Annotated in this window: 20 protein-coding genes; all 20 read left to right on the top strand. The window is 36.5% G+C overall.

What is annotated here, in order from left to right; all coding sequences use genetic code 11:
• Positions 1-63 precede the first annotated feature (63 nt).
• Positions 64-1,011, top strand: a complete 948-nt coding sequence (ribF, locus tag ACTQ5K_RS06970; RefSeq protein ID WP_031534569.1) for a bifunctional riboflavin kinase/FAD synthetase — start codon at positions 64-66, stop codon at positions 1,009-1,011.
• Between the two features lie 316 nt (positions 1,012-1,327).
• On the top strand, positions 1,328-1,597 hold the full coding sequence (gene rpsO, locus ACTQ5K_RS06965; RefSeq protein WP_016201171.1) for a 30S ribosomal protein S15: 270 nt from the start codon (positions 1,328-1,330) through the stop codon (positions 1,595-1,597).
• Between the two features lie 229 nt (positions 1,598-1,826).
• Positions 1,827-3,947 carry a polyribonucleotide nucleotidyltransferase gene (gene pnp / locus ACTQ5K_RS06960; protein ID WP_235247679.1) on the top strand — a complete coding sequence of 707 codons (2,121 nt, stop codon included), beginning with the start codon at positions 1,827-1,829 and terminating at the stop codon, positions 3,945-3,947.
• 197 nt (positions 3,948-4,144) lie between these two features.
• Positions 4,145-5,101 (top strand): polysaccharide deacetylase family protein, encoded by a 957-nt coding sequence (locus ACTQ5K_RS06955; protein ID WP_031534572.1) that lies wholly within the window; start codon positions 4,145-4,147, stop codon positions 5,099-5,101.
• Between the two features lie 344 nt (positions 5,102-5,445).
• The gene (locus ACTQ5K_RS06950; RefSeq protein WP_031534573.1) at positions 5,446-6,684 is read left to right on the top strand and encodes a M16 family metallopeptidase; all 1,239 of its coding nucleotides are present in this window, start codon (positions 5,446-5,448) and stop codon (positions 6,682-6,684) included.
• A gap of 467 nt (positions 6,685-7,151) precedes the next feature.
• Positions 7,152-8,048: a dipicolinic acid synthetase subunit A gene (dpaA, locus tag ACTQ5K_RS06945; protein WP_235247678.1), complete on the top strand. Its 897-nt coding sequence runs from the start codon at positions 7,152-7,154 to the stop codon at positions 8,046-8,048.
• Positions 8,049-8,050: 2 nt separating this feature from the next.
• The gene (gene dpaB, locus ACTQ5K_RS06940) at positions 8,051-8,647 is read left to right on the top strand and encodes a dipicolinate synthase subunit B (RefSeq protein ID WP_031534577.1); all 597 of its coding nucleotides are present in this window, start codon (positions 8,051-8,053) and stop codon (positions 8,645-8,647) included.
• 208 nt (positions 8,648-8,855) lie between these two features.
• Positions 8,856-9,902 (top strand): aspartate-semialdehyde dehydrogenase, encoded by a 1,047-nt coding sequence (gene asd / locus ACTQ5K_RS06935; protein ID WP_031534579.1) that lies wholly within the window; start codon positions 8,856-8,858, stop codon positions 9,900-9,902.
• A gap of 365 nt (positions 9,903-10,267) precedes the next feature.
• Positions 10,268-11,485 carry an aspartate kinase gene (gene dapG / locus ACTQ5K_RS06930; RefSeq protein WP_031534580.1) on the top strand — a complete coding sequence of 406 codons (1,218 nt, stop codon included), beginning with the start codon at positions 10,268-10,270 and terminating at the stop codon, positions 11,483-11,485.
• Positions 11,486-11,532: 47 nt separating this feature from the next.
• On the top strand, positions 11,533-12,396 hold the full coding sequence (dapA, locus tag ACTQ5K_RS06925; protein ID WP_031534581.1) for a 4-hydroxy-tetrahydrodipicolinate synthase: 864 nt from the start codon (positions 11,533-11,535) through the stop codon (positions 12,394-12,396).
• Positions 12,397-12,694: 298 nt separating this feature from the next.
• The gene (locus ACTQ5K_RS06920; protein WP_235247677.1) at positions 12,695-14,032 is read left to right on the top strand and encodes an amino acid permease; all 1,338 of its coding nucleotides are present in this window, start codon (positions 12,695-12,697) and stop codon (positions 14,030-14,032) included.
• 194 nt (positions 14,033-14,226) lie between these two features.
• The gene (locus tag ACTQ5K_RS06915; RefSeq protein WP_235247676.1) at positions 14,227-15,900 is read left to right on the top strand and encodes a ribonuclease J; all 1,674 of its coding nucleotides are present in this window, start codon (positions 14,227-14,229) and stop codon (positions 15,898-15,900) included.
• Positions 15,901-16,331: 431 nt separating this feature from the next.
• Complete coding sequence (locus ACTQ5K_RS06910; protein ID WP_441993800.1) at positions 16,332-17,072, top strand: ClpP family protease; 741 nt, start codon at positions 16,332-16,334, stop codon at positions 17,070-17,072.
• A complete protein-coding gene (locus ACTQ5K_RS06905; protein ID WP_031534588.1) occupies positions 17,069-17,281 on the top strand; it encodes a YlzJ-like family protein in 213 nt (70 codons plus the stop codon). The genes ACTQ5K_RS06910 and ACTQ5K_RS06905 overlap by 4 nt, the downstream gene beginning before the upstream one ends.
• 97 nt (positions 17,282-17,378) lie before the next feature.
• On the top strand, positions 17,379-19,712 hold the full coding sequence (locus ACTQ5K_RS06900; RefSeq protein ID WP_441993799.1) for a DNA translocase FtsK: 2,334 nt from the start codon (positions 17,379-17,381) through the stop codon (positions 19,710-19,712).
• Positions 19,713-20,093: 381 nt separating this feature from the next.
• Positions 20,094-20,825 carry a GntR family transcriptional regulator gene (locus ACTQ5K_RS06895; protein WP_031534591.1) on the top strand — a complete coding sequence of 244 codons (732 nt, stop codon included), beginning with the start codon at positions 20,094-20,096 and terminating at the stop codon, positions 20,823-20,825.
• A 61-nt stretch (positions 20,826-20,886) separates the two neighbouring features.
• Entirely contained in the window at positions 20,887-21,954 is a 1,068-nt protein-coding gene (locus ACTQ5K_RS06890) for a BMP family lipoprotein (protein WP_031534593.1), read from the top strand.
• Positions 21,955-22,209: 255 nt separating this feature from the next.
• On the top strand, positions 22,210-23,739 hold the full coding sequence (locus ACTQ5K_RS06885; RefSeq protein WP_441993798.1) for an ABC transporter ATP-binding protein: 1,530 nt from the start codon (positions 22,210-22,212) through the stop codon (positions 23,737-23,739).
• Positions 23,739-24,797: an ABC transporter permease gene (locus ACTQ5K_RS06880; protein WP_441993797.1), complete on the top strand. Its 1,059-nt coding sequence runs from the start codon at positions 23,739-23,741 to the stop codon at positions 24,795-24,797. Before ACTQ5K_RS06885 ends, ACTQ5K_RS06880 begins: the two co-directional genes overlap by 1 nt.
• The gene (locus ACTQ5K_RS06875; RefSeq protein ID WP_251627942.1) at positions 24,798-25,760 is read left to right on the top strand and encodes an ABC transporter permease; all 963 of its coding nucleotides are present in this window, start codon (positions 24,798-24,800) and stop codon (positions 25,758-25,760) included.
• Positions 25,761-26,245 lie beyond the last annotated feature (485 nt).

The following is a 26,245-nucleotide window of genomic DNA, read 5'->3' as shown; positions in this document are numbered from 1 at the left end:
ACACCTTGAAACAGTGTGACAAAAGGGATAAAGAAATTAGAGCTAGAAAAGGTGAGTAGCGTAGTGAAAATAGTTAGAATCAATCATTCAGAACGAAATAAAGAGCAAGATTATCCGCCAATTTCCATTGCGTTAGGTTCTTTTGATGGTGTACATCTTGGTCACCAAAAAGTAATCGGAGAAGCAAAAAATATAGCAGATCAAAATGGATGGAGCAGTGCTGTTATGACGTTCGATCCCCATCCTTCTATCGTGCTAGGTGGAAAAACGAAAAAAGTAGAGTATTTAACCTCTTTTGAATCCAAAGTGGAAGAATTAGCAAAATTAGGAATTGATTATTTATTCATTGTTGATTTCACTATTGAATTTGCTAGTTTGCCACCGCAAGAATTCGTAGATACGTATTTAATTGACTTAAATGTGAAGCATGTTGTAGCAGGTTTTGATTATACTTATGGCAAGAAAGCTCAAGGAACGGCTGGAACACTTTCGGAACATTCACGAGGTAAATATGAAACAACCATTATTGGAAAAGAAACCATTGGGGGAGAGAAAGTAAGTTCCACATTGATTCGTTCCCTTATTAATAATGGAGATATGGAAAAAGTTCCTTCCCTATTAGGCAGATATTATACGATAAAAGGCACTGTCATTCATGGCGATAAGCGGGGAAGAACAATCGGTTTTCCTACAGCAAACGTAAAGCAAGCAAGTGATGTTATTTTGCCACCACTTGGTGTATATGCGGTCCGATTATTAGTAAATGGAAAGTGGTATGAAGGGGTATGTAATTTAGGCACAAAACCAACCTTCACTCCAGAAGAGAAAACAGCCAGCATTGAAGTCCATATTTTCGATTTCCATCAAGACATCTATGGACATTCCGTAACAGTAGAATGGCATAAACGAATCAGAAGTGAACAAAAATTCAATGGAATCGATGAACTAGTAGCCCAAATAGAAAAAGACAAGCAAACGGCATTACAATATTTTTATGATAACGCACAATAAGAAAAAAATGAAAGTAATACGGAATATTCTAAATAGATTTGGAAATACTGGTTAAATATATTCCAACAGGTAAATAGAAAGAAACAAGTAATAGTAAGGAAACTTTTATTTGTTTCTATTAGAATCGATGTTTGGCCAGACTCTCTTTTGTGTTCTTTGCTTATTTTAAAAAATAAAAGGTTATGTCTTGATTTTTCACAAGAAAACAGGTATTCTTAAATACGTACTAAAAACAACCTTTGCTTGGCAAATCGAATCACCAACGTTTTGCTCGGTAAATGGGGATTAGTGTAATAGAAATAGGAGGTGAAACAGGATGGCAATCACTCAAGAACGTAAAAACGAACTTATCAATGAGTACAAAACGCATGAGAACGATACTGGATCTCCAGAAGTTCAAATCGCTGTCCTTACTGAGTCAATCAATAACTTAAATGAACATTTACGTACACATAAAAAGGATCATCACTCACGTCGTGGTCTTTTGAAAATGGTAGGTAGACGTCGTAATCTTTTAACTTACCTACGTAATAAAGACGTTCAACGTTACCGTGTTTTAATTAACAAACTTGGTCTACGTAGATAGTTAAAAAAGCGGGATATTTTTCCCGCTTTTTTATTGTAAATAAATGCGAATCTAACATATGGTTTCTATAGATTACATAAATTAATTTCGTTTTTTAGTTACATAAAATGTGTATACTAGTAGAAGAGAAAATTTAAAGGTAGTATTCTTTATTTTATAAAATAGTAGGTTTTAGGTAGTATTTAACCGGAAACCTCCATGAAGTGAATGAGTAGAGAGGGGTTTATGAATGGGACAAGATAAGCATGTCTATTCCATTGACTGGGCTGGAAGAAAGCTTACAGTCGAAATTGGACAATTAGCAAAACAAGCAAATGGCGCAGTACTTGTACGATATGGTGATACTGCTGTATTAAGCACAGCGACTGCTTCAAAAGAACCGAAAAACTTAGACTTCTTTCCATTAACAGTAAACTATGAAGAACGCCTATATGCAGTTGGTAAAATCCCAGGTGGCTTTATAAAAAGAGAAGGACGTCCAAGCGAAAGAGCGATTCTTGCAAGCCGTTTAATCGACAGACCGATTCGACCATTATTTGCTGATGGCTTCCGTAATGAAGTGCAAGTAGTCAGCATGGTTATGAGTGTGGATCAAGATTGTACATCTGAAATGGCAGCAATGTTTGGGTCATCACTCGCATTATCTGTTTCTGACATACCATTTGGCGGTCCAATCGCTGGTGTATATGTTGGAAGAATCGATGGCGAATTTGTAATCAATCCTACAGTAGAACAAGCAGAGAAAAGTGATATTAATCTTGCTGTTGCAGGTACAAAGGATGCAATCAACATGGTTGAGGCTGGTGCAGATGAAGTGCCAGAAGAAGTAATGCTTGAAGCAATTATGTTTGGTCATGATGAAATTAAACGTCTAATTGCTTTCCAAGAAAAAATTGCTGAAGAGATTGGCAAAGAGAAAACGGAAGTTGTTCTATACGAATTGGATAAAGACATCGAAGCAGATGTGCGCGCATTATGTGAAAACGAAATGCTAGAAGCCATTCGAGTACAAGAAAAGCATGCTCGTGAAGCAGCTATTAAAGTGGTAAAAGATTCTGTTATTGCAAAGTATGAAGCAGAAGAAACAGAAGAAGAAGAATTAAAGCAAGTGAAAGCAATTTTAGATAAATTAGTGAAAAATGAAGTTCGCCGTTTAATTACGGAAGATAAAGTTCGCCCAGACGGACGTGGATTAGAAGAAATCCGCCCACTATCTTCAGAAGTTCATTTATTACCAAGAACACATGGTTCTGGTCTGTTCACTCGTGGACAAACGCAAGCATTAAGCATTTGTACATTAGGTGCTCTAGGAGACGTACAAATCTTGGACGGTCTTGGAGTAGAAGAAGAAAAACGGTTTATGCATCACTATAATTTCCCTAACTTCAGTGTTGGTGAAACAGGACCAATGCGTGGACCTGGACGAAGAGAAATCGGCCATGGCGCACTAGGGGAAAGAGCCTTAGAACCGATCATTCCTTCTGAAAAAGACTTCCCATATACTATTCGACTTGTATCAGAAGTATTAGAATCCAATGGTTCTACTTCACAAGCTAGTATTTGTGCAAGTACGCTTGCTATGATGGATGCTGGGGTGCCAATTAAAGCACCAGTTGCAGGTATTGCAATGGGTCTGATTAAATCTGGTGAACACTACAGTATTTTAACAGACATACAAGGAATGGAAGATCATTTAGGAGATATGGACTTTAAAGTTGCTGGTACTTCTAAAGGGGTTACAGCACTTCAAATGGATATTAAAATTGATGGACTATCTCGTGAAATTTTAGAAGAGGCATTACAGCAAGCAAAAATTGGTCGTATGCAAATTTTAGAATCCATGATGGCAACAATCAATACTCCTAGAGAATCTTTATCTTCTTATGCGCCAAAAATCTTAATGATGTCTATTAACCCAGACAAAATTCGCGATGTAATTGGACCAAGTGGTAAACAAATCAATAAAATCATTGAAGAAACTGGAGTTAAAATTGATATCGAGCAAGATGGTACAGTATTCATTTCTTCTATTGATGATGAAATGAATAACAAAGCAAAACAAATTATTGAAGATATTGTTCGTGAAGTAGTTGTCGGACAAATGTATCTTGGCAAAGTAAAACGAATCGAGAAATTCGGTGCATTCGTTGAAATCTTTAACGGAAAAGACGGCCTTGTTCATATTTCTGAGCTTGCTGAAGAAAGAATTGGCAAAGTAGAAGACGTCGTAGCAATCGGTGATGAAATCCTTGTGAAAGTAACAGAAATTGATAAACAAGGAAGAGTTAACTTATCACGCAAAGCGGTTTTAAAAGAACAAAAAGAACAAGCTGAGAATGCTAAAAACTAACTAAATAACAAAAAGAAAAAGATGACTTTGATAAAAGCTGTTAATGGTTTAACAGATATTTTATCAAGTCATCTTTTTTTGTGGAATGAAATGATTCATCTTGAACCAAAATAAAAAATAAGGATAAGCAATGTCCATATTTCTGCGTTCTACCTTGTCCTTGATTATCATATTGTAATAACTAGGGGGGAAAGGTGATGAAGAAAATAGTTTCACTAGTAGGGATTGTTGTTGTCTCTTGGTTTTTAGTTAATAATCCTTTAGCAGATACATATGTTAGCACCTTGCAAGAAAAATCAGTAACCGTAACAGCAAATGGTTCCTTATACACAACTATTAGTGAAAAAGCAAAAGAGTTTGAAAAAGCACCAATAGATGCAAAGTTAGATCCAGTATGGAAAGCAATTCCTGGATTAAACGGGCTAAAGGTCGATATAGATGCATCATATAAAAATATGAAAAAAGAGAAGAAATTCAATGAACAAAAATTAGTTTTCCAACAAGTGAAACCAGAAATTACTTTAGCTGATTTGCCGCCTGCTCCTATTTATAAAGGAAATCCAGACAAAGAGACAGTTAGTTTTATTATAAATGTAGCATGGGGCAATGAATTTTTGCCTGATATTTTAGCTACCTTGAAAAAACATCATGTGAAGGCTAGTTTTTTCTTAGAGGGTAGATGGGTTCAAAAAAACCCAGATCTTGCAAAAATGATTGCAGAAGCTGGGCATGAAATCGGAAATCATTCCTATACACATCCTGATATGAGTAAAATTAGTAGCAGCAAAATTCATGAGGAAATAGTTAAAACAAATGATGTGATAGAAGCAACAACAGGAGAGCAAGTCACGTTGTTAGCACCACCAAGCGGATATTTTAATAATGAAGTAGTAAAGATTGCAGATCAGCAGAAGTTGAAAACAGTAATATGGTCTGTAGATACAATCGATTGGCAAAAACCAAGCCCAGATACATTGCTTAATCGAGTTCTTGCAAAAATCCATAATGGGGCACTTATCCTCATGCACCCTACAGAAGTAACGACAAATAGTCTCGAGCGATTAATTATTGAAATTGAGAATAAAGGGTATAAAATTGATACGGTTAGTGACATGCTTAGTGAGGAGCGGGAAAGCTATAATACAAAAAAATAGTAGTTCCATCCATCTTATAGTATTCTATAAGATGAAATGTATTTTAAATGCTGTTGCTTTATTTTTATGAAGGCTTGAATTAATGGATGTGTAAGGAATAGTTTCTTCGGGAATGAAGGAAATGGGAGCGGCGCCAGTAAAGCGGAAATCAACAGGGAGCATACGAAAAGTAAAAATAACATACTTATCTTCTCTTCATACGGGAATGAAACGTTATTCATCTTTTAAACCTTCCTATGTTATGATTATAATCAAACAATGTTTTGGAAAAAATAAGAGGAATAAGATATACTAGCAGTCGCAGCTATATTTAACAACTTGGTAGAAGAACAGGAGGAACATAATTGATCAAAAGATATACTTGCCAAAATGGAGTAAGAATAGTATTGGAAAACATTCCAACCGTTCGCTCTGTAGCTATTGGCGTATGGATAGGAACAGGATCACGGAAAGAGGATGAAAAAAATAATGGTGTATCCCATTTTTTAGAGCATATGTTTTTTAAAGGAACAAAAACACGTAGTGCAAGAGAAATAGCAGAATCATTTGACAGTATTGGTGGTCAAGTAAATGCTTTTACTTCAAAGGAATATACTTGCTATTATGCAAAGGTGTTGGATACACATGCTGATATGGCATTAGAAGTGTTAGCAGACATGTATTTTAACTCAACTTTTGATGAAGAAGAGTTAAAGAAAGAGAAAAATGTTGTATATGAAGAGATTAAGATGTATGATGATACACCAGATGATATTGTCCATGATTTATTAAGTCAGGCAATCTATGATAAACATCCATTAGGCTATCCAATTTTAGGTACAGAAGAGACGCTTGCTACCTTTAATGGAGATACGTTAAGAGAATATATGTTTAATCATTATACACCAGATAATACAGTTATTTCGATTGCTGGAAATATTACAGATACATTTATTTCCCAGGTAGAGAAGTATTTTGGAACATATGAAGCGGGTAAATCAGAAATAGAAATTGTGAAACCTTCTTTCCATGCCAATAATTTTTCTCGAAAAAAGGAAACAGAGCAAGCCCATCTATGCCTAGGCTTTAATGGATTACAAGTGGGCGATGAGAAAATGTATACACTTGTTTCCTTAAACAATATTCTCGGTGGTAGTATGAGCAGTAGACTGTTCCAAGATGTTCGTGAGCAAAAAGGCTTAGCTTACTCGGTTTTCTCTTATCATTCTGCATACCAAGATAGCGGGATTGTAACAATATATGGCGGTACAGGAGCAAAACAGCTAGATGAACTATTTGATACGATTCAAAGTACGCTTGCTACCTTGAAAAAAGAAGGAATTACTGAAAAGGAGCTTCTAAATAGTAAGGAGCAATTGAAAGGTAGCTTAATGCTAAGTTTAGAGAGTACAAATAGCCGAATGAGCAGAAATGGCAAAAACGAATTATTATTAGGTAAACATCGTTCCTTGGATGATATTATTGCTGATATAGACCGAGTTACGAAAGCGGATGTCGATCAAATGGCAAAAGATATTTTCACTGACACATTCTCTGTGTCTTTAATCAGCCCAGACGGACAACTGCCAAAACCACTTCAATAAATGGCACTACATATATAAAATAAAAACTAGGAAACAGAATTTATTTCTGAATTCCTAGTTTTTTTGTGCCCCTACCTTTGAACTAGTAGATTGCTTTCTACAACGAAATGATGGCATTGTTTCGTTTTGTCCTCCATTCTATCCGCTTTTACAACTTCCCGTGGGTAACTTATTTTATGAAGGTAATGAAGAACAGAAAGATAAAGGGATGCATAAATCGAATTAGATGAGAAATTTTGAAGTAAAAAAGGCTTTTAAGTAGCGGACGCTCGAGCTAGTTCGATTAGAAACTAGGACAGGAAGGTTACGAAGCTTTCCCTTCTTAGTTAGTTGTTCTAAATAAAGAAGAAATCCTTCTTTTTGAGGAATTCCTCGAAACAACTCACCTAATAATATGTAATCACATAAGATGTTGAAGTAGCGAGCTATGAAAACAGGATCTTTAAAAAAAAGAAGGTGAAATATTCATGCTGAAAGGGATGAAAATCGCGGTTACCGGCGGTGATGCAAGGCAGCTAGAAATTGTTCGCAAGTTAACCGAACAAGAGGCAATCCTTTCATTAATTGGGTTCGAGCAGTTAGACCATGCATTCACCGGAGCTACAAAAGAAAAAATCGATAACGTAGATTTTTCGAAAATAGATGCTATTATCTTACCCGTTAAAGGTACCGATTTAAATGGGCAAGTTGATACAATCTTTTCGAACGAAAAGGTTTTTTTAACAAAAGAAATACTAGAAAAAACCCCAGAGCATTGCACCGTATATTCAGGAATAACGAATGAATATTTAAATTTGCTAATTAAAGAAACAAACCGAAAACTCGTTCAATTATTTGATCGAGATGATGTAGCAATATTAAATTCCATTCCAACAGTAGAAGGTACGATTATGATGGCAATCCAACATACAGATACAACGATTCATGGTTCTAAAGTAATCGTGCTAGGGCTAGGACGTGTAGGAATGAGTGTTGCTCGAACTTTCCACGCATTAGGTGCGAAAGTAAAGGTTGCAGCTAATCAAAGTGAACATATTGCACGCATTATAGAAATGGGATTAAGCCCTGTACATTTAGATGATTTACAAATCGCGGTGGAAGAGATCGATATATGTATCAATACGATTCCCCATCTTGTCGTAACTTCTGATGTCATTGAAAAAATGCCTCTACACACTTTGGTGCTCGATTTGGCATCTAAACCAGGTGGAACGGATTTTCAATATGCAGAAAAAAGAGGGGTTAAGGCATTACTTGCACCAAGTTTACCAGGAATTGTAGCCCCGAAAACAGCAGGGAATATACTCGCAGATGTCTTAGCTCAATTACTTGCTGATCAACCGCAACAAGGAAAGGAGAAATAAGCATGAGTAGTTTACAAGGAAAAAGAATAGGATTTGGAATTTCAGGATCCCACTGCACATATGCAGAAGTAGTACCACAGGTAGAGAAATTAGTATCACTTGGCGCAGAAGTAGTACCAGTTGTCACAGGAAATGTTAAAAATACAGATACTCGTTTCGGCAAGGGGAAGGATTGGGTTAGCAAAGTAGAAGAAATAACTGGGCAGCCAATAATCGATAGCATCGTAGCAGCAGAGCCTCTTGGACCGAAAGCACCACTCGATTGTATGGTAATCGCTCCATTAACAGGAAATAGCATGAGCAAATTTGCTAATGCTATGACAGACAATGCAGTACTAATGGCAGCTAAAGCTACATTAAGAAATCAAAAACCAGTTGTGTTAGGAATATCAACAAATGATGCATTAGGATTAAACGGCATGAATCTTATGCGCTTGATGGCAACAAAGAATATTTTCTTTATCCCATTTGGTCAGGATGATCCAGAAAAAAAACCAAATTCCATGGTAGCAAGAATGTCTATGCTTGCAGAAACAATTGAAGCAGCATTAGAATATAAACAGATTCAGCCAGTAATTGTAGAGAAATATTTAGATTAACGAGTGTTTTTTTATAATCACCGATAAAACAAGGCGCTTTTTGTAATCCAATTGGAGCTCTTTAGCGCCAATCGGTGTTTTTTGAAAGAATCTGATAAAAGTTTCTTTTATTGCTGCTTGAATATGTTAAAATAGATAATATTATTTAAGGCGGTGCATGACGCTAGCCTATTATTATTAGAGAAAGCCTTTGGAAGGAGAACCATTAATGGATCAATTAAAAGGATATAACGTAGCAGTAGTTGGAGCAACAGGGGCTGTTGGTCAGCAAATGATCAAAACATTAGAAAGCAGAGATTTTCCTATTTCAACATTAACACTTTTGTCTTCAAAACGTTCAGCAGGGACAAAAGTTCTTTATAAAGATAAGGAAATAGTTGTACAAGAAGCAACTCCAGAAAGCTTTAAAGGAATCGATATTGCGCTATTTAGTGCAGGTGGCGGGGTTTCAAAGGAGCTAGCACCACATGCGGTAAGACATGGAGCAATTGTTGTTGATAATACAAGTGCATTCCGTATGGACAAAGATGTGCCATTAGTAGTACCAGAAGTAAATGAAGAAGATCTTCGCAACCATAACGGAATTATTGCAAATCCGAACTGTTCTACTATTCAAATGGTCGTAGCTCTACAACCATTGAAAGAAAAATATGGACTATCTAAAGTATTAGTGTCGACATATCAAGCTGTGTCTGGATCAGGAGCAGCAGCAGTAGAGGAATTAAATAGCCAAACGCAAGCGATTCTTAACAACGAAGCATTTGAGCCAAAAATTCTTCCAGTTAAAAGTGATAAGAAACATTATCAAATTGCTTTTAATGCGGTTCCGCAAATTGATGTGTTCACTGAAAATGGATTTACTTATGAAGAAATGAAAATGATTAACGAAACAAAGAAAATCATGCATGCAGAGGACTTAAAAGTTGCGGCAACATGTGTACGTATACCAGTTGCAACAGGTCATTCTGAATCTATTTATTTTGAATTAGACAATGACCAAGTAACAGCTTCAGAAATAAAAGAGTTATTACAAGTTTCTCCTGGCATTGTGCTACAAGATGATCCGAATAATCAAATCTATCCAATGCCTGCAGATTGTGTAGGGAGCAATGATGTTTTTGTCGGACGTATTCGTCAAGATTTAGACGTGAAGAACGGATTTCATATGTGGGTAGTATCAGATAACTTATTAAAGGGTGCCGCATGGAACTCTGTTCAAATCGCAGAAAGCCTAATTAAATTAGGACTTGTATAAGTAAATTAAGAAAGGCAAGACTTAAAAAGGATTAGAATGCAGGAAAATGCCTGTAAGTAGAGTTCTAATTTTTCTACATACAGGAAGTACAAGTTTGGACACAGCAATATACGCATCGTTTCCAAAATCTTGTCTTTCTTAACAAATGAGTATTTTTAGAAGAAAGAGATCCTTTTTTTAACGAATACTACAATTAAATGGCTCAAAGCTTAACTAGAGTCAAACAACAAGGGATCCTCCTAGTAATATGATGTCTGAGGTGAATCTAATCTATAGAGTTAAGGATTTTGAGAATCCTCCAATTGTTCTAGAAAAAGGCACCCTTATATTTACACTCATTTAGAAAGTGTTCAGAGGTGTTTACTGTGAAAATAATGGTTCAAAAATTTGGTGGAACATCCGTAAGAGATGAAAAAAGCCGAATTCAAGCAAAAGATCATATTAAAGATGCATTAAGTGAAGGGTATAAAGTGGTTGTAGTTGTTTCAGCAATGGGCCGTAAAGGAGAACCATATGCAACGGACACACTATTATCATTAGTTGGCGGAGCAGAAACAAGTATCAGCAGAAGAGAAAATGATTTGCTAATGTCATGCGGCGAAATTATTTCAAGTGTTGTGTTCACACAGCTATTGCTAGAAAATCAGATTTCAGCTACAGCTTTGACAGGTGCTCAAGCTGGATTTAAAACGAATAATGATTTTACGAATGCAAGAATAATGGAAATGGACTGCAGCCGTATTCTACAAGAATTGGAAAACCATGATGTAGTCGTGGTAGCTGGCTTTCAAGGAGCAGCACTAAATGGAGATACGACAACATTAGGAAGAGGCGGAAGTGATACTTCAGCAGCCGCTTTAGGATCTGCCCTAAACGCAGAATATATTGATATATTCACAGACGTAGAAGGAATTATGACAGCTGATCCAAGAATTGCTGAAAATGCTCGACCATTATCAGTGGTCACGTATTCAGAGGTATGTAATATGGCATACCAAGGGGCAAAAGTAATACATCCGCGAGCAGTGGAAATTGCGATGCAGGCAAAGGTGCCAATTCGAATTCGTTCTACGTATTCAAAAGGTACTGGTACCCTCGTTACATCTAGTAATGCAGAGAACAGAGGTAGCGACATTAAAGAAAGACCTGTTACTGGTATTGCGCATGTAGCGAATGTAACACAGATTAAAGTATTTGCAAAAAAAGATCAGTATGATTTGCAGGCACAAGTATTTAAAGCAATGGCAAATGAAGAAATAAGTGTCGACTTTATCAACATATCACCAAACAGTGTTGTCTATACCGTAACAAATGAAATGACCAATAAAGCAATAGCTGTTCTTGAAAATATGGGCTACGAACCTGTTATGGAAAGAGAGTGTGCGAAAGTTTCAGTAGTTGGTGCTGGAATGGCCGGTGTACCAGGTGTTACATTTAAAATTGTGACGGCACTATCAAATAAAGGAATTCGAATCCTACAATCAGCTGATAGCCATGCAACGATATGGGTCCTTGTGAAGCAGGATGATTTAGTAAACGCGGTGAATGTACTACATGATGCGTTTGAGCTAGAAAAAGAATAGAATAGATATAGATACGACAAGATCGAGATGAGAATAGGAGTGGAACGATGGGTTTATTTGGTAGGGTGTCAACGGCCATGATTACACCATTTGATGCCAAGGGACATATAGATTTTCCAAAAACAACACAGTTGATTAATCATTTAATTGAAAACGGAACGGATTCTTTAGTAGTAGCTGGTACAACTGGAGAATCACCCACATTATCCAAACAAGAGAAGATTGCGTTATTTAAACATGTGGTAAAGGTAGTGGAAAAGAGAGTTCCAATTGTTGCAGGAACAGGTAGTTATAACACATATGAGTCCATCGAATTGACGAAACAAGCTGAACTTGCAGGTGTGGACGCTGTTATGGTAGTTGGACCATACTATAACAAGCCAAACCAAGAGGGATTGTTTCAGCATATTAAAGCAGTTGCAGAATCTACAAAACTACCCGTTATGATATATAATATTCCAGGTCGTTCTGTTGTTAATATTGAACCAGATACTATTATTCGATTGTCTGAAATTGAAAATATAGTAGCAGTAAAAGAAGCTAGCGGAAATTTAAATAACATCACGAAAATTATTGCGTCAACCCCAGATGATTTTTACGTTTACAGTGGCGATGACGGTTTAACATTACCGTTATTATCTGTAGGGGGAACAGGAATAATCTCTGTTGCGTCCCATATTATCGGCAAAGAAATGAAAGAAATGGTGAATTCTTTCTTAGCTGGGAATATAGAGGAAGCTTCAAAAATGCATCAGAAATTACTTCCGCTTATGTTAGCCTTATTTAAAGCACCTAACCCTGTGCCTGTAAAAACGGCGCTTCAATTAAAAGGATTTGATGTTGGTTCTGTTCGATTACCATTAGTTCCTTTAACAGAGGAAGAACGCAAAGAACTAGCAGAATTTTTATAAGGTGTTAGTCTTTATCCGCAATTAGGATTAACATGATAAAACAGCTTGTTTTGCAAGGTTAAAAGAATGTTACTAGTCAGAAGAGTTCAGCTATCTCTTATTACTAAGAATGTACCAATGCTAAAATTGGTTCGTTCCACCGTGAGATAACTAGCTCTTCTGACTTTTTTGTTTGATTCCATAATAAGAAGAACTTGTTTCTAATCCAGTAATTGATTATGATTGGATACATAGTAAATGTTCGATTTATGGAAAAATCTTAATTGCAAGTAAATGGAAGAAGTACGGAGGAGAAAGTATGACGAATAATAAGTTACAGAAAAATTTATTGCCAAGACATATCAGTTTAATGGCAATGGGAGGAGCTATTGGTACTGGAATATTTAAAGGAAGCGGCGAAACCGTATCGATTGCTGGCCCAGGCGTTATCTTTACATACATATTTGCAGGGCTATTATTACTCGTAGTAATGGGAAGCATTGCGGAAATGGCGATTATTTATCCAAATACAAATATGAAAGGCTTTATCGGAAAAGCTTTTGGCGATCGAATGGCATTCATCATTGGCTGGATGTATTGCATTTTATGGCTTGCTGTATGCGTGATTGAGGTTGTTGTAGCCGGAAGCTTTTTACAATTTTGGTTACCAGACGTACCACTTTGGATATTAAGCATTATTTGTTCCATTATTTTAATCGCTGTAAATACAATGAATGTGAAAAATTATGGTGAATTTGAGTTTTGGTTTGCAGGAATTAAAATTGGGATGATTATTCTCTTTATTATTCTAGGAGCAGCTGTTTTATTCGGTATTATTCCATCTGGCGAAACCAATTATTTGCAAAATTACACAGAAAACGGTGGGTTTTTCCCAAATGGCTGGATGCCTGTCTTTTCAGCATTATTAATTGTTATGTTTTCCTATGGTGGCTCTGAACTTATTGGGGTTACCGTAACAGAAGCAAAAGATGCAGAGAAAATACTACCGAAAGTAATTAAAAGCTTTATCTTACGAATCATATTATTTTACACACTACCAATATTAATTATATGTGGTCTTATTCCTTGGAATAAGCTAAATGATGCTTCTAGTCCATTTGTACAAGTGCTGACTATTTCAGGATTATCTGGCGCAGCTCATATTATGAACTTTGTCTTGATTATTGCGGTGTTATCTGCGGCGAATTCGGGTATATATGGTTGTACAAGAATGATGTATTCTCTTGCGTTAGAAGGACAAGGACCAAAGGCGTTCAGCAAGGTAAATAAAAATGGAGTTCCTTTATATAGTTTAATGCTTACAGCTATTATTTTAATTGCTGGCTCCATGATTGCGTTAGTAAAGCAAGAGGAAGTATTCGCTTTGCTTATGGCATTCCCAGGTTTTGTCGTTTCGATTGTTTGGATTACTATTTGTTTAGCCCAAGTAAAGCTTCGAAAATCTTATCCGTTTGAACCAAGCTTTAAAATTTGGGGATATCCGTACATACCTATAATTACGGTTATTTGTTTAGCTATTATTAGTATCAGTTTCTTGTTTGATGAAGCAAATCGAATTAGCATCATGGCATGTTTAGCCTGTTTCTTTGTTGTAATCGTTATTTCTATTTTTAAATTTAAGTCAAATAAGCGTTAAAAAATGATTATTACTATGGAAAAGCCGATAAAATAAGGAAAAATCCAATAATGGAAATGCTTTATTTTCTGAAAAAAACATTTTTAAAAAAGAAGATTTCATAAAATTGGTTGTAAACATTTTTAAACATCAAGTATAATAAGCATAACTGATCAATGGTCGGCTTAACTCAACATAGGAGGAAACAAAAATTTATGAAGAATGAAAAAATAAAGCTCGTTGCACTCGGTGGAGTGGGCGAGAACGGAAAAAATATGTTTGTAGTCGAAGTGGATGAAGACATATTTGTAATTGATGCTGGATTAATGTATCCACAAAATGAAATGCTGGGGATTGATATCGTTATTCCGGATATATCGTATTTAAAGCAAAACAAAGACAGAGTAAAAGGGATTTTCTTAACCCATGCACATGAAGACCATATAGGAGGTTTATCTTATATATTAAGAGATTTGGACGTGCCCGTTTTTACGACTCTTTTAACAGCTGAACTAACAAAGGAAAAGATGAAAGAGCAGGATTTCAAAGGACAAGCACAATTTGAAATTATTACCTCTAAATCAGTTCTTACGTTTGCTTCATCAAAAGTGTCCTTCTTTAAGACGAATCATAGTATCCCAGATAGTATTGGTATCGTTATTCATACATCAGAAGGTGCAATCGTACATACAGGAGATTTCAAATTTGACCAGACAGCAAGTGATTTATATAAGCCCGAGTATGGCGAGATGGCAAAAATTGGAGAAGAAGGCGTTTTAGCATTATTATCTGATAGTACAAATGCAGATAAACCAGGCTATTCAACTACAGACTTTGTCGTAACGCAAAGCTTAATTGACGCCTTTTTACAAACTAACGGCCGAGTCATTGCAGCGTGTTTTGCAACAGACTTAAATCGAATTCAGCATATCATTGACGCTGCAGAGAAAACGAATCGCAAAGTTGCCATTATCGGAAAAAATTTACAAAGAGTATTGCAGATTGCGATAAAGAACCAGTATTTAGTAGTAGATGAGGAAACAATCGTTACCTACAATGAGCTTCAAGAGTATGCACAGGATCAAATGGTCATTATCACAACTGGAACAAAAGGGGAGCCAATTGAAGCCCTACAAAAAATGGTGAGAAAAAATCATAAGCAAGTGAGCATTATGCAAGGGGATACCGTGTTATTTGCAGCATCTTCTTTCTTAGGCAGTGAAGTGTTTGTCGGAAAAACAATTGATAAACTATATAGAGCTGGTGCAACACTTCTTGCAGGCTATAAAACATTTAATAGCTCCAATCACGGCAGCCAAGAAGAATTAAAATTCATGATTAATATGATGAAGCCGAAATTTTTCTTGCCAATCCATGGTGAATATCGTTTATTAAAAGCCCATGAAAAAATTGCGGTCGAATGTGGGGTTGCTCCTCAAAATATTTATCTTCCTGAACAAGGAGAGGTTCTTGAATACAAAGAAGATACACTTCGAGTGGGTGGAAAGATTCCAGCAGGCAATGTATTAATTGATGGCAGTGGTGTTGGCGATGTCGGCAATATTGTCCTAAGAGATCGTAAGCTATTGTCACAGGATGGTATCTTAACAGTTGTCGTAACCTTAAATAAGATAGAGAGAAAGATTTCTGCTGGTCCAGAAATTATTACAAGAGGATTTGTATATGTTCGCGAATCAGAGAAATTACTTGAAGAAGCGTCTGACCGAGTAAGAGATATTGTCGAAAAAAGCATCAGCAAGGACAGTTTTGACTGGACTGGTATAAAGCAAGATATAAGAGACACATTAAACCAATTCCTATATGAAAAAACAAGACGCAGACCAATGATTCTGCCGATTATTATGGAAGTAAAACCAGTTAGAAAATAAAAGTTACAGCCTCCTTTGTTAGGGGGCTGTTTTTTTGTAATGGAGGAATGGCTTAGTAAACAGATAAAGAGATGAACGCTTTAATATGGAGAGAAGAAAGAAAAAGAGGTGTTCAAAAGGCAGATGAAAACCATTATGTGGTGAGAGGTGAGATAAAATGGTGTTCATCAAGAAAATCTAACCACATAATATCGAGACATCCAGAAAAAGGCAGTGCTCATAATAGCTAAAACCCCTCCACTATTCCAAGCCCTCCCTATAAAAATACATCCATAGCAATGCTCCCCGTCTATTGATTCAAATAACCCCTTTTATAATGCTGTTCCTTCCATCATTACTATAAACCCGATTTGTCTTTTGATTTCAACCGCATGAAATAGTGTCTCTCGCTTCATACTAATATTATTATGGTTTTAGGAAGGGAGAACATCATGGTTTCCGTAAATAATAATAATCAGCCTGAAGAACAGCCGAAAGAGGATAAACCAACAGGTGGTTTAATGGAAAAAATCCAACAGTTGGGTCAAACCAATGTCCCACAGCTTTCTCAGGATTCCAAAATACATTGTTTAACGATTGTTGGTCAAATTGAAGGACACTTACAATTACCACCTCAAAATAAAACGACGAAATATGAGCATTTAATTCCGCAAATTGTTGCAATTGAACAGAACCCGAAAATCGAAGGGGTACTGGTTATTTTAAATACAGTTGGAGGAGATGTAGAAGCTGGGTTAGCTATTTCCGAAATGCTTGCATCTCTTTCTAAACCAACTGTTTCTCTTGTCTTAGGTGGAGGACATTCTATCGGTGTACCAATCGCTGTATCCTGTGATTATTCTTATATTGCAGAAACTGCAACGATGACCATACATCCAATACGATTAACAGGGCTCGTTATTGGAGTGCCTCAAACATTTGAGTACTTAGATAAAATGCAAGAAAGAGTCGTTAATTTTGTTACAAAACATTCCAAAATAACCGAAGAAGATTTCAAAGATCTTATGTTTGCAAAAGGTAATTTAACAAGAGATATTGGAACAAATGTAATTGGGATAGATGCTGTTACTTCGGGGCTTATAGATGATGTTGGTGGGGTAGGAAATGCAATGAAAAAGCTCAATGAGTTAATTGATGCAAATAAAGAACAGACAGAAGGGATTATTCAATGATTATGTATACAATGATGCCAGAAGAATTGATTTTTCCAATGAGTCAAGACATATATGAAAAGCAACAAGTTATAAATTATAATGGAATACCTATATTAGTAGCAAAAAATGAAGCAAATGAATTAGAAGTGGTGAGAGTGCTTAGCACTGACCCTAGTCATTTTCTCCATATAGGCATGCAGCCCGGAACAAAAATTCCAAACATATAATCTGTTTTTTCTAAACTATGGTATAATATAGTAATCAATAAAGAAGCAGCCTAAAGGCTGCTTCTTTATTACAAATGATTATATTAGGTGATATAAAATGGCGAAAAGGAAGAGAAGAAAAAAAAGACAAAAACAAGCGCTAAAATTAACAATACAATATGAACTTGCAGCACTTGTCATTATGGCGTTGAGTTTTATCTCCATTCTACAGCTTGGTGCAGTTGGTGCAACAATGGTATCCTTTTTCCGTTTCTTCTTCGGAGAGTGGTATATGCTTTGTCTGATTGGACTAATCGTATACGGTGGTTATTTAATGTGGAAACGAGAAAAACCATATATGTTTCATACTAAATTGAATGGCATCTATTTAATTGTTGCAGCTATTTTGTTATTAAGCCATGTGACATTATTTAAACTGTTGGCCAGTCAAGGAGCTTTTACGAATCCAAGTGTAATTTATAACACATGGGAATTATTTTGGATGGAAGTAGATAAACAAGCTACGAATATTGATCTTGGTGGTGGAATGATAGGAGCCGTTTTATTTGCCCTATTCCATTATTTATTTGATACAGTAGGTACACAAATCATCAGCTTTATTGTGATTGTGATTGGCTTTATCTTATTGACAGGCAAAACTTTAAGTGGTGCCTTTAAAAAGGTATTATCAGGTATTTGGAATTTTATTCAGGATCAATGGTCGGCGTTTGTGCAGGATTTGAAAGATTGGAAAGAATCCATGCAAAAAAATAAGGAAAAACGCCAAGCGGATAAACAAGCAAAGAAAGAAAGCAATCAGCAGGAGGAAAATACGAGTCCGCAGATTATCGTGAATACTCCGCAAGAAGAAGAGCCCTACATACAAGAGCCAATTATCAACACATTTGCAGAGAGAGCATATCAAGATGAAATCATTCAGGAAGAGCCTGTTTCAAAGACGGAAGAACCGCTGGATGAAGAGGATGTTGTTGTTCCAATAACATTTACAGAACTAGAAAATAAAGATTATAAGCTTCCTCCATTAAAACTATTGAAGCTACCAAGAAAAGCAGATCAGAGTGGGGAATATGAACAAATCCATGCAAATGCTGCTAAACTAGAAAGAACCTTTCATAGTTTTGGTGTAAAAGCAAGAGTGACAGAGGTTCATTTAGGTCCTGCTGTAACAAAGTATGAAGTTCATCCAAGTGAAGGGGTAAAAGTAAGTAAAATTGTCAATTTAAGTGATGATTTAGCATTAGCATTAGCAGCAAAGGATATTCGGATTGAAGCGCCGATTCCTGGGAAATCAGCAATCGGGATAGAAGTGCCAAATTCAGAAGTTGCTGTCGTTTCCCTTAGAGAAGTGTTGGAATCTAGTAAAAATGATAAGCCAGATTCCAAGCTGATGATTGCATTTGGACGGGATATAACAGGTGAAGCAGTATGTGCAGAATTAAATAAGATGCCTCATTTACTTGTTGCCGGAGCAACGGGAAGCGGAAAATCAGTCTGCATTAATGGAATCATTACAAGCATTTTAATGAGAGCAAAGCCTCATGAAGTAAAATTGATGATGATTGACCCAAAAATGGTGGAATTGAATGTGTATAATGGGGTGCCTCATTTGCTTGCACCTGTTGTGACAAATCCGAAAAAAGCATCGCAAGCATTGATGAAGGTAGTAAGTGAGATGGAAAGAAGATATGATTTATTTTCCCATACGGGCACAAGAAATATTGAAGGCTATAATGAATATATAAAACGCATTAATGCAGAAGAACAGGAAAAGCAGCCACTTCTTCCATTTATTGTTGTGATTGTGGACGAGCTTGCTGACTTAATGATGGTAGCATCGTCTGATGTAGAAGATGCCATTACGAGACTTGCTCAGATGGCTCGTGCAGCGGGTATCCATCTTATTATTGCAACACAACGTCCTTCTGTTGATGTCATCACAGGTGTTATCAAAGCGAATATACCATCTCGAATTGCGTTCGCCGTATCCTCTCAAACAGACTCACGCACGATTTTAGATATGGGTGGAGCAGAAAAGCTATTAGGAAGGGGAGATATGTTATTTTTCCCTTATGGGGCTAGTAAACCGGTTAGGGTGCAAGGTGCTTTCCTATCAGATGAGGAAGTAGAGGAAGTAGTTGACTTTGTAATTGGACAGCAGAAAGCACAATATCAAGAAGAAATGATTCCTGATGAAATTGTCGAAGTTACAGGGGCAGTTGAAGATGAATTGTATAATGATGCGGTGGAATTAATCGTTGAAATGCAAACAGCTTCTGTCAGTATGCTACAAAGAAGATTCCGTATCGGCTATACAAGAGCGGCAAGATTAATTGATGAGATGGAAGCTCGCGGAGTAGTAGGACCATATGAAGGTAGTAAACCGAGAAACGTCCTTATTCCAAAGGGGTCGGAAGAAATGAACATCCAGTAAAGAACAAGCTAAATTAGTATGGATTAAATAAAATCCTAGCAGTTTTAGTATGAAAATTTTTGTTTAAATTAGATAGAAAATAATCATATTTAAGAAGAGAACCTGAAATAGTATAGCCTATTTCAGGTTCTCTTTTTATCGTATATTCGGAACAATCCTTCGAGTGGCGGAAGAAAAAGAGTAGAAATGCCTGGAATTTTTACAGGAATATACAAATGAAACCGATTGATTTCCGAACAATCCCTCATTTCTGTTTTTTTTCGACGAAATTCTTAAAAGTCTATTTATTTATTAGTCAAAAAGTGTTATAGTATTTTCGATTAGTAGGAATGATTGAACATCAGAGGTCTGATGTCTTAGAAATGTTTGGAGGAACATCATATGCTAATTAAATCGGATACGAGACATTTATATTTGCAAGTGGTTGATCGTCTAAAGAAAGATATTCAGAAGGGAATATTCAAAGAAAAAGAAAAATTCCCCTCAGAATTCGAGCTTGCAAAGACTCTAGGTGTAAGTCGTGCCACTTTAAGAGAGGCATTACGTACATTAGAAGAAGAAAATGTGATTGTCAGAAGACATGGCGTTGGCACTTTTGTTAACAGTAAACCATTGTTTAATTCTGGCATCGAACAATTGAATAGTGTCACGAATATGATTAAGCAGGCAGGAATGAATCCAGGCACCATATTTCTAAGTTCAAACACGATGTTTGCCACTGAAGAAGATACGACACGCTTCTCTACTGTGCAAGAGGAAGAACTACTCGTTATTGAAAGAGTTCGAACAGCTAATGGCGAACCGGTTGTTTATTGTATTGATAAATTGCCACAGAAAATCTTACCTGAACGTTTTTCATACGATCAAGAATCGATCTTTCAATTCTTGGAATCGGATAGTCAAAGACATATTACATACGCTGTTGCACAAATCGAACCAATTGGATATCACGAGAAAATATCTCCCATTCTGCAATGTGAGCCCGAAACTGCTCTGCTTGTTCTAAAGCAGATGCACTATGATGAGAAGGATGAACCGATTCTTTATTCAGTAAATTACTTTCGATCAGATAAGTTTAGCTTTCAAGTATTAAGAAAACGAATTTATTCGTAAAGGCTGGACAAACTAATCACAAACGTTCTTTAAATTACAAAAAATCTAGGGGGTACAAGCTTTGAAGAAGCGTAAATTTGGCTTAGCACTATCTTTAGTATTAGCTGCTGGTACTGTATTAAGTGCTTGTGGAAGTAATGACAAAGGTAACGACAATGCAGCAGAGGATGATAAAGAGAAAGACTCATTTCAAGTTGCAATGGTAACAGATGTCGGTGGAGTTGATGATAAATCATTCAACCAATCTGCTTGGGAAGGTTTACAAGCGTTTGGTGAAGACAATGGTCTTTCAAAAGGTAATGGTATTGATTACCTACAATCACAGTCAGATGCAGATTATGCTACTAATTTAAATAGCTTAACTCGCCAAGGTAATGATTTAGTATTTGGTATTGGATTTATGATGGAAGGTGCAATTTCAGAAATTGCTCAACAACAAACAGATGCTCATTTTGCAATCGTTGACGCTGTAGTAGATCAACCAAATGTAGCAAGTATTACATTTAAAGAGCAAGAAGCTGCTTTCTTAGCTGGTGTAGCAGCTGCCCATGCTACAGAGTCGAAGAAAATCGGTTTTATCGGTGGGGTTGAAGGAGAAGTTATCGGTCGCTTCGAAGCTGGATTTGTTGATGGAGTTAAAGCAGTAGACCCTGATATTGAAGTAGATGTACAATATGCTGGTGCTTTTGATAAACCTGAAATTGGTAAAACAATTGCAAGTAAAATGTACTCTTCTGGTGCAGATGTAGTATTCCATGCTTCAGGTGGTACTGGTGCTGGATTATTCTCTGAAGCACGTGATTTAAAAGAAAAAGATCCTGAAAAATACATCTGGGCAATCGGAGTTGACTCTGATCAATCAGCTGAAGGTGCTGTTGGGGATCATAACATTGTGTTAACTTCAGCATTAAAAGGTGTTTCAACTGCAGTACAAGATATCTCTACAAAAGCAAAAGAAGGTAATTTCCCTGGTGGCGAAACTACTGTTTACGGCTTAAAAGAAGATGGTGTTGGACTTGCAGCAATCAATGAAGAAGTAGAAAACAAAGCAGAAATCGATGCAGCTGTTGAAGAATGGACTGCAAAAATTAAAAACGGTGAGTACACTGTTCCTGATACTGTTGAGTAAATAGCATATGCTAATTTTCCAGGAATAAGTGGTTTGCATTGCAAACACTTATTCCTTTTTTACGACAAAAAATAGAATTTTAACTAAAGAGTAGAAGTATTATTCTAGTCTTTATTAAAAATTTTATAGGATGAAATTATCGTGGTATAAAATTACATAATTTCTTTGTGGATGGTTTTAGAACATTATTTCTTTGACATCATACGTATTTTTTAGCTTTATAATTTGTAAGGCAAGTAAGAAGGAGTGGATTAGATGGAATATGTAATCGAGATGTTAAATATTCGAAAAGAATTCCCTGGTATTGTTGCAAACAACAATATCACCCTTCAAGTTAAAAAAGGTGAGATTCACGCGCTTTTAGGGGAAAATGGTGCAGGAAAATCTACGCTTATGAACGTACTTTTTGGGTTATATCAACCAGAAAAAGGCGAAATTCGTGCGCGTGGGAAAGTCGTTAATATTTCAAATCCGAATATTGCTAATGATTTAGGAATTGGAATGGTCCATCAGCATTTTATGTTGATTGATACCTTTACAGTAACGGAAAACATTATTTTAGGAAAAGAAACAGTTAGCAAAGGAAAAATCGATCTAAAAAAAGCAGAAAAAGAAGTGCAGGAAATCTCTGAGCGATATGGCCTAGCGGTAGATCCGAAAGCAAAAGTTGCCAATATTTCTGTAGGGATGCAACAAAGAGTAGAGATTTTAAAAACTTTATATCGCGGTGCAGAAATTTTAATTTTTGATGAACCGACAGCTGTTTTAACACCACAGGAAATTACAGAATTAATTGGCATTTTCCGCAAGTTAATTGAAGAAGGAAAGTCCATTATCTTAATTACTCATAAATTAAAAGAAATTATGGAAGTTTGTGACCGAGTGACCGTTATCAGAAAAGGGGAAGGTATCGGCACATATAATGTTAAAGATACAAACCCAAATGAGCTTGCAAATTTAATGGTTGGTCGTGAAGTTTCCTTTAAAACAGAAAAGAAAGCCCCAAATCCGAAAGATACGGTATTAAAAATTTCTGATTTAACGGTGAAAGACAATCGTGGTGTTCATGTAGTGAATTCTCTCAACCTAGATGTAAAAGCAGGGGAGATTGTCGGAATTGCTGGAGTAGACGGAAATGGTCAGTCTGAATTGATTGAGGCAATTACTGGTTTAATGAAAAAAAATAATGGCAGCATCACCCTTAACGGTAAGGATATTAGTGTCCTAACACCACGTAAAATAACGGAAAGTGGCATTGGCCATATCCCGCAAGATAGACATAAACATGGTTTAGTACTTGATTTTTCGATTGGCCAAAATATGGCATTGCAAACGTATTATAAAAGACCATTTTCTAATTATGGCTTCTTGAATCAAACAGAAATGGAGAAAAAAGCAAGTGAATTAATTGAAGAATTTGATGTGAGAACACCAAGTATTCACACACCTGCAAGAGCTCTTTCTGGCGGAAATCAGCAAAAAGCGATAATTGGTAGAGAAGTAGATCGTGATCCTGATTTGCTTATAGCAGCTCAGCCAACGAGAGGACTGGATGTTGGTGCGATTGAATTTATCCATAAACGTTTAATTGAACAACGAGATAAAGGAAAGGCAGTCTTGTTAATTTCTTTCGAATTAGATGAAATTTTAAATGTGAGTGATCGAATCGCAGTTATTTTCGACGGGAAAATCATTGCAACTGTGGATCCAAAAACAACAACAGAACAAGAATTAGGGCTATTAATGGCAGGATCGAAAGCTAAAAAAGTGGGTGTGGAGAAATAATGTCTAATACAATAAAGAAAATTAGCATTCCGATTATTTCCGTATTATTAGGGGTTATTGTTGGTACAATTATAATGCTTGCAACAGGATACAATCCTGTAGACGCATATACTGCGCTATGGAATGGTGCATTTGGCGAAATCTATTTCACTGGAGAAGTTGTTCGTCAAATTACACCATTGATTCTTGCAGGTCTTGCAGTTGCCTTCGCTTTTCGTACCGGACTATTTAATATTGGGGTAGAAGGACAATTAATCGTTGGCTGGCTTGCTGCAGTTTGGGTAGGGATTGCTTTTGATTTACCAAAAATCATTCACTTGCCACTTGCTGTATTAGCGGCCGCAGTTGCTGGAGCCCTTTGGGCATTTGTGCCAGGATTCTTAAAGGCAAGATTTAGAGTTCATGAAGTTATCGTAAGTATTATGATGAACTATGTTGCGTTACATGTATCCAATTATTTAATTCGAAATGTCCTAACAGATAAGGCAGACCGTACAGAAACGATTCCACCATCTGCTAGCTTGCGCTCTGATTTTTTAGCTAGCATTACCGACTATTCTCGCCTTCATTGGGGAATTTTAATCGCCATCGGCTGTGTGATTCTAATGTGGGTTATTTTAGAAAAGACGGTAAAAGGATATGAGTTAAAATCGGTTGGTTTTAACCAAAATGCATCTCAGTATGCTGGAATGAACGTAAATCGCAACATTATTCTATCCATGGTTATCTCTGGTGCTTTTGCAGGTCTTGCAGGAGCGATGGAAGGTTTAGGAACCTTTGAATATGTAAGTAATAAAGGTGGATTTACAGGTGTAGGATTTGATGGAATTGCCGTTGCCTTGCTTGGAGCAAATGGCCCTGTGGGAATCTTGCTAGCTGCTTGCTTATTCGGTTTCTTAAAAGTAGGAGCATTAAATATGCCACTTGAAGCGGGTGTTCCAAATGAGATGGTGGATATCATCATTGCTTTAATTGTATTCTTTGTTGCTTCAAGCTACATGATTCGCTTATTCCTGGACAGATTAAGTAAAAATAAAAGTAAAAAGGGGGAGAAGTAAATGGGATTAATGGATGTTTTATTAATTGTCATACCCTCTTCGCTATTGTTTGCTGCTCCACTAATATTTACTGCACTCGGCGGTAACTTTTCCGAACGAGCTGGAGTTGTAAATATTGGATTAGAAGGTTTAATGGTTATGGGGGCTTTCTCTTCCATTGTGTTTAACTTAACTTTTGCAGATAGTCTTGGTGATTGGACACCTTGGATTTCATTGCTTGTTGCAATGGTTGTTGGTGCGATTTTCTCTGTGCTACATGCCGTGGCAAGTATCACATTTCGTGCCGATCAAACCGTTTCTGGTGTAGCGATTAACTTGCTTGCTGCTGGACTAGCAATGTTTTTAGTGAAATTAATTTATGATGGAAAAGGACAAACAGGTACCATTCGTTATAGCTTTAAAAAAATTGATATTCCGATATTAAAGGATATCCCTGTGATAGGTGATTTATTTTTCTCTAACACGTATTGGACTTCTTACTTAGCAATTATAGTTGCAATTATTGCATGGTATGTGATGTATAAAACGCCGTTTGGTTTGCGTTTACGTTCTGTTGGGGAACATCCTATGGCAGCAGATACGATGGGAATTAACGTAATAAAAATGCGCTATATCGCAGTTATTCTGTCAGGTGCTTTTGGCGGAGTTGGCGGTGGGGTATTTGCCCAGTCTATTACGAATGATTTTACACACGCTACAATTAGTGGACAAGGGTTCATGGCACTTGCTGCCCTTATTTTCGGAAAATGGAATCCACTGGGTGCAATGGGTGCAGCGATTTTCTTTGGCTTTGCTCAGAGCTTAAGTATTGTTGGAAGCAGCTTACCATTCTTAGAAAGCATTCCAAGTGTATATCTATTAATTGCACCATACGTATTAACGATTATTGCGTTAACTGGCTTTATTGGTCGCGCAGATGCACCGAAAGCTTCTGGTGTACCTTATATTAAAGGTAGCAGATAATATGAATTTTTAGGAAATGAGAAGAGGCTGGGGCGTAGGTACTCCAGCCCAAGTTATAGCCAAACAATTACACGAAACCTTCGTATAATTGTTTGGCTTTTTTTGAAAATAATGTTCCTGAAGTTGCTATTACGCGCAGCTAAAATACACTATTTCTGGTATGACCGCTCGCTTTGCATGGGGAGAGCGCCGAGTCTCTTCACAGTTCACTGAGGGAATGAAAACCACTTTTGATAATTATTCGCTCTTACAGATCTTCTATTTAGTTATTTTCCATTCTCGTTCCTATTCTCGGGAAAAAATCCTTTCTAACCTATGATTTCTTATTCCTCATGTGTATTAATCGCTTTCGTCTTTATTTCTTTATCTAATAACTCAACTTTCGCAGAGTGATATCGGCAAATAAGCCTTGATATAATTAGGAAGGCCAGCGATCCACTGTTCAAGTTGACTTTGAATTATTTTTTTGATTTTCTTATTCGTTT

It is taken from the genome of Niallia sp. Sow4_A1, assembly GCF_052116745.1.
GTDB classification, from domain to species: Bacteria; Bacillota; Bacilli; order Bacillales; family Cytobacillaceae; genus Niallia; species Niallia hominis.
The sequence above is the reverse complement of the archived record's forward strand: the minus strand, read 5'-3'. Positions and strand labels throughout refer to the sequence as shown.

Excerpts from the sequence above, each read along its gene's own strand:
- ACTQ5K_RS06905 (WP_031534588.1), top strand. The coding sequence starts at position 17,069 with ATGATTATGTATACAATGATGCCAGAAGAATTGATTTTTCCAATGAGT.
- dpaB (WP_031534577.1), top strand. The coding sequence starts at position 8,051 with ATGAGTAGTTTACAAGGAAAAAGAATAGGATTTGGAATTTCAGGATCC.
- ACTQ5K_RS06920 (WP_235247677.1), top strand. The coding sequence starts at position 12,695 with ATGACGAATAATAAGTTACAGAAAAATTTATTGCCAAGACATATCAGT.
- ACTQ5K_RS06955 (WP_031534572.1), top strand. The coding sequence starts at position 4,145 with ATGAAGAAAATAGTTTCACTAGTAGGGATTGTTGTTGTCTCTTGGTTT.
- dapA (WP_031534581.1), top strand. The coding sequence starts at position 11,533 with ATGGGTTTATTTGGTAGGGTGTCAACGGCCATGATTACACCATTTGAT.
- ACTQ5K_RS06915 (WP_235247676.1), top strand. The coding sequence starts at position 14,227 with ATGAAGAATGAAAAAATAAAGCTCGTTGCACTCGGTGGAGTGGGCGAG.
- ACTQ5K_RS06895 (WP_031534591.1), top strand. The coding sequence starts at position 20,094 with ATGCTAATTAAATCGGATACGAGACATTTATATTTGCAAGTGGTTGAT.
- ACTQ5K_RS06900 (WP_441993799.1), top strand. The coding sequence starts at position 17,379 with ATGGCGAAAAGGAAGAGAAGAAAAAAAAGACAAAAACAAGCGCTAAAA.
- ACTQ5K_RS06910 (WP_441993800.1), top strand. The coding sequence starts at position 16,332 with ATGGTTTCCGTAAATAATAATAATCAGCCTGAAGAACAGCCGAAAGAG.
- pnp (WP_235247679.1), top strand. The coding sequence starts at position 1,827 with ATGGGACAAGATAAGCATGTCTATTCCATTGACTGGGCTGGAAGAAAG.
- asd (WP_031534579.1), top strand. The coding sequence starts at position 8,856 with ATGGATCAATTAAAAGGATATAACGTAGCAGTAGTTGGAGCAACAGGG.
- rpsO (WP_016201171.1), top strand. The coding sequence starts at position 1,328 with ATGGCAATCACTCAAGAACGTAAAAACGAACTTATCAATGAGTACAAA.
- ACTQ5K_RS06880 (WP_441993797.1), top strand. The coding sequence starts at position 23,739 with ATGTCTAATACAATAAAGAAAATTAGCATTCCGATTATTTCCGTATTA.
- dpaA (WP_235247678.1), top strand. The coding sequence starts at position 7,152 with ATGCTGAAAGGGATGAAAATCGCGGTTACCGGCGGTGATGCAAGGCAG.
- ACTQ5K_RS06885 (WP_441993798.1), top strand. The coding sequence starts at position 22,210 with ATGGAATATGTAATCGAGATGTTAAATATTCGAAAAGAATTCCCTGGT.
- ACTQ5K_RS06875 (WP_251627942.1), top strand. The coding sequence starts at position 24,798 with ATGGGATTAATGGATGTTTTATTAATTGTCATACCCTCTTCGCTATTG.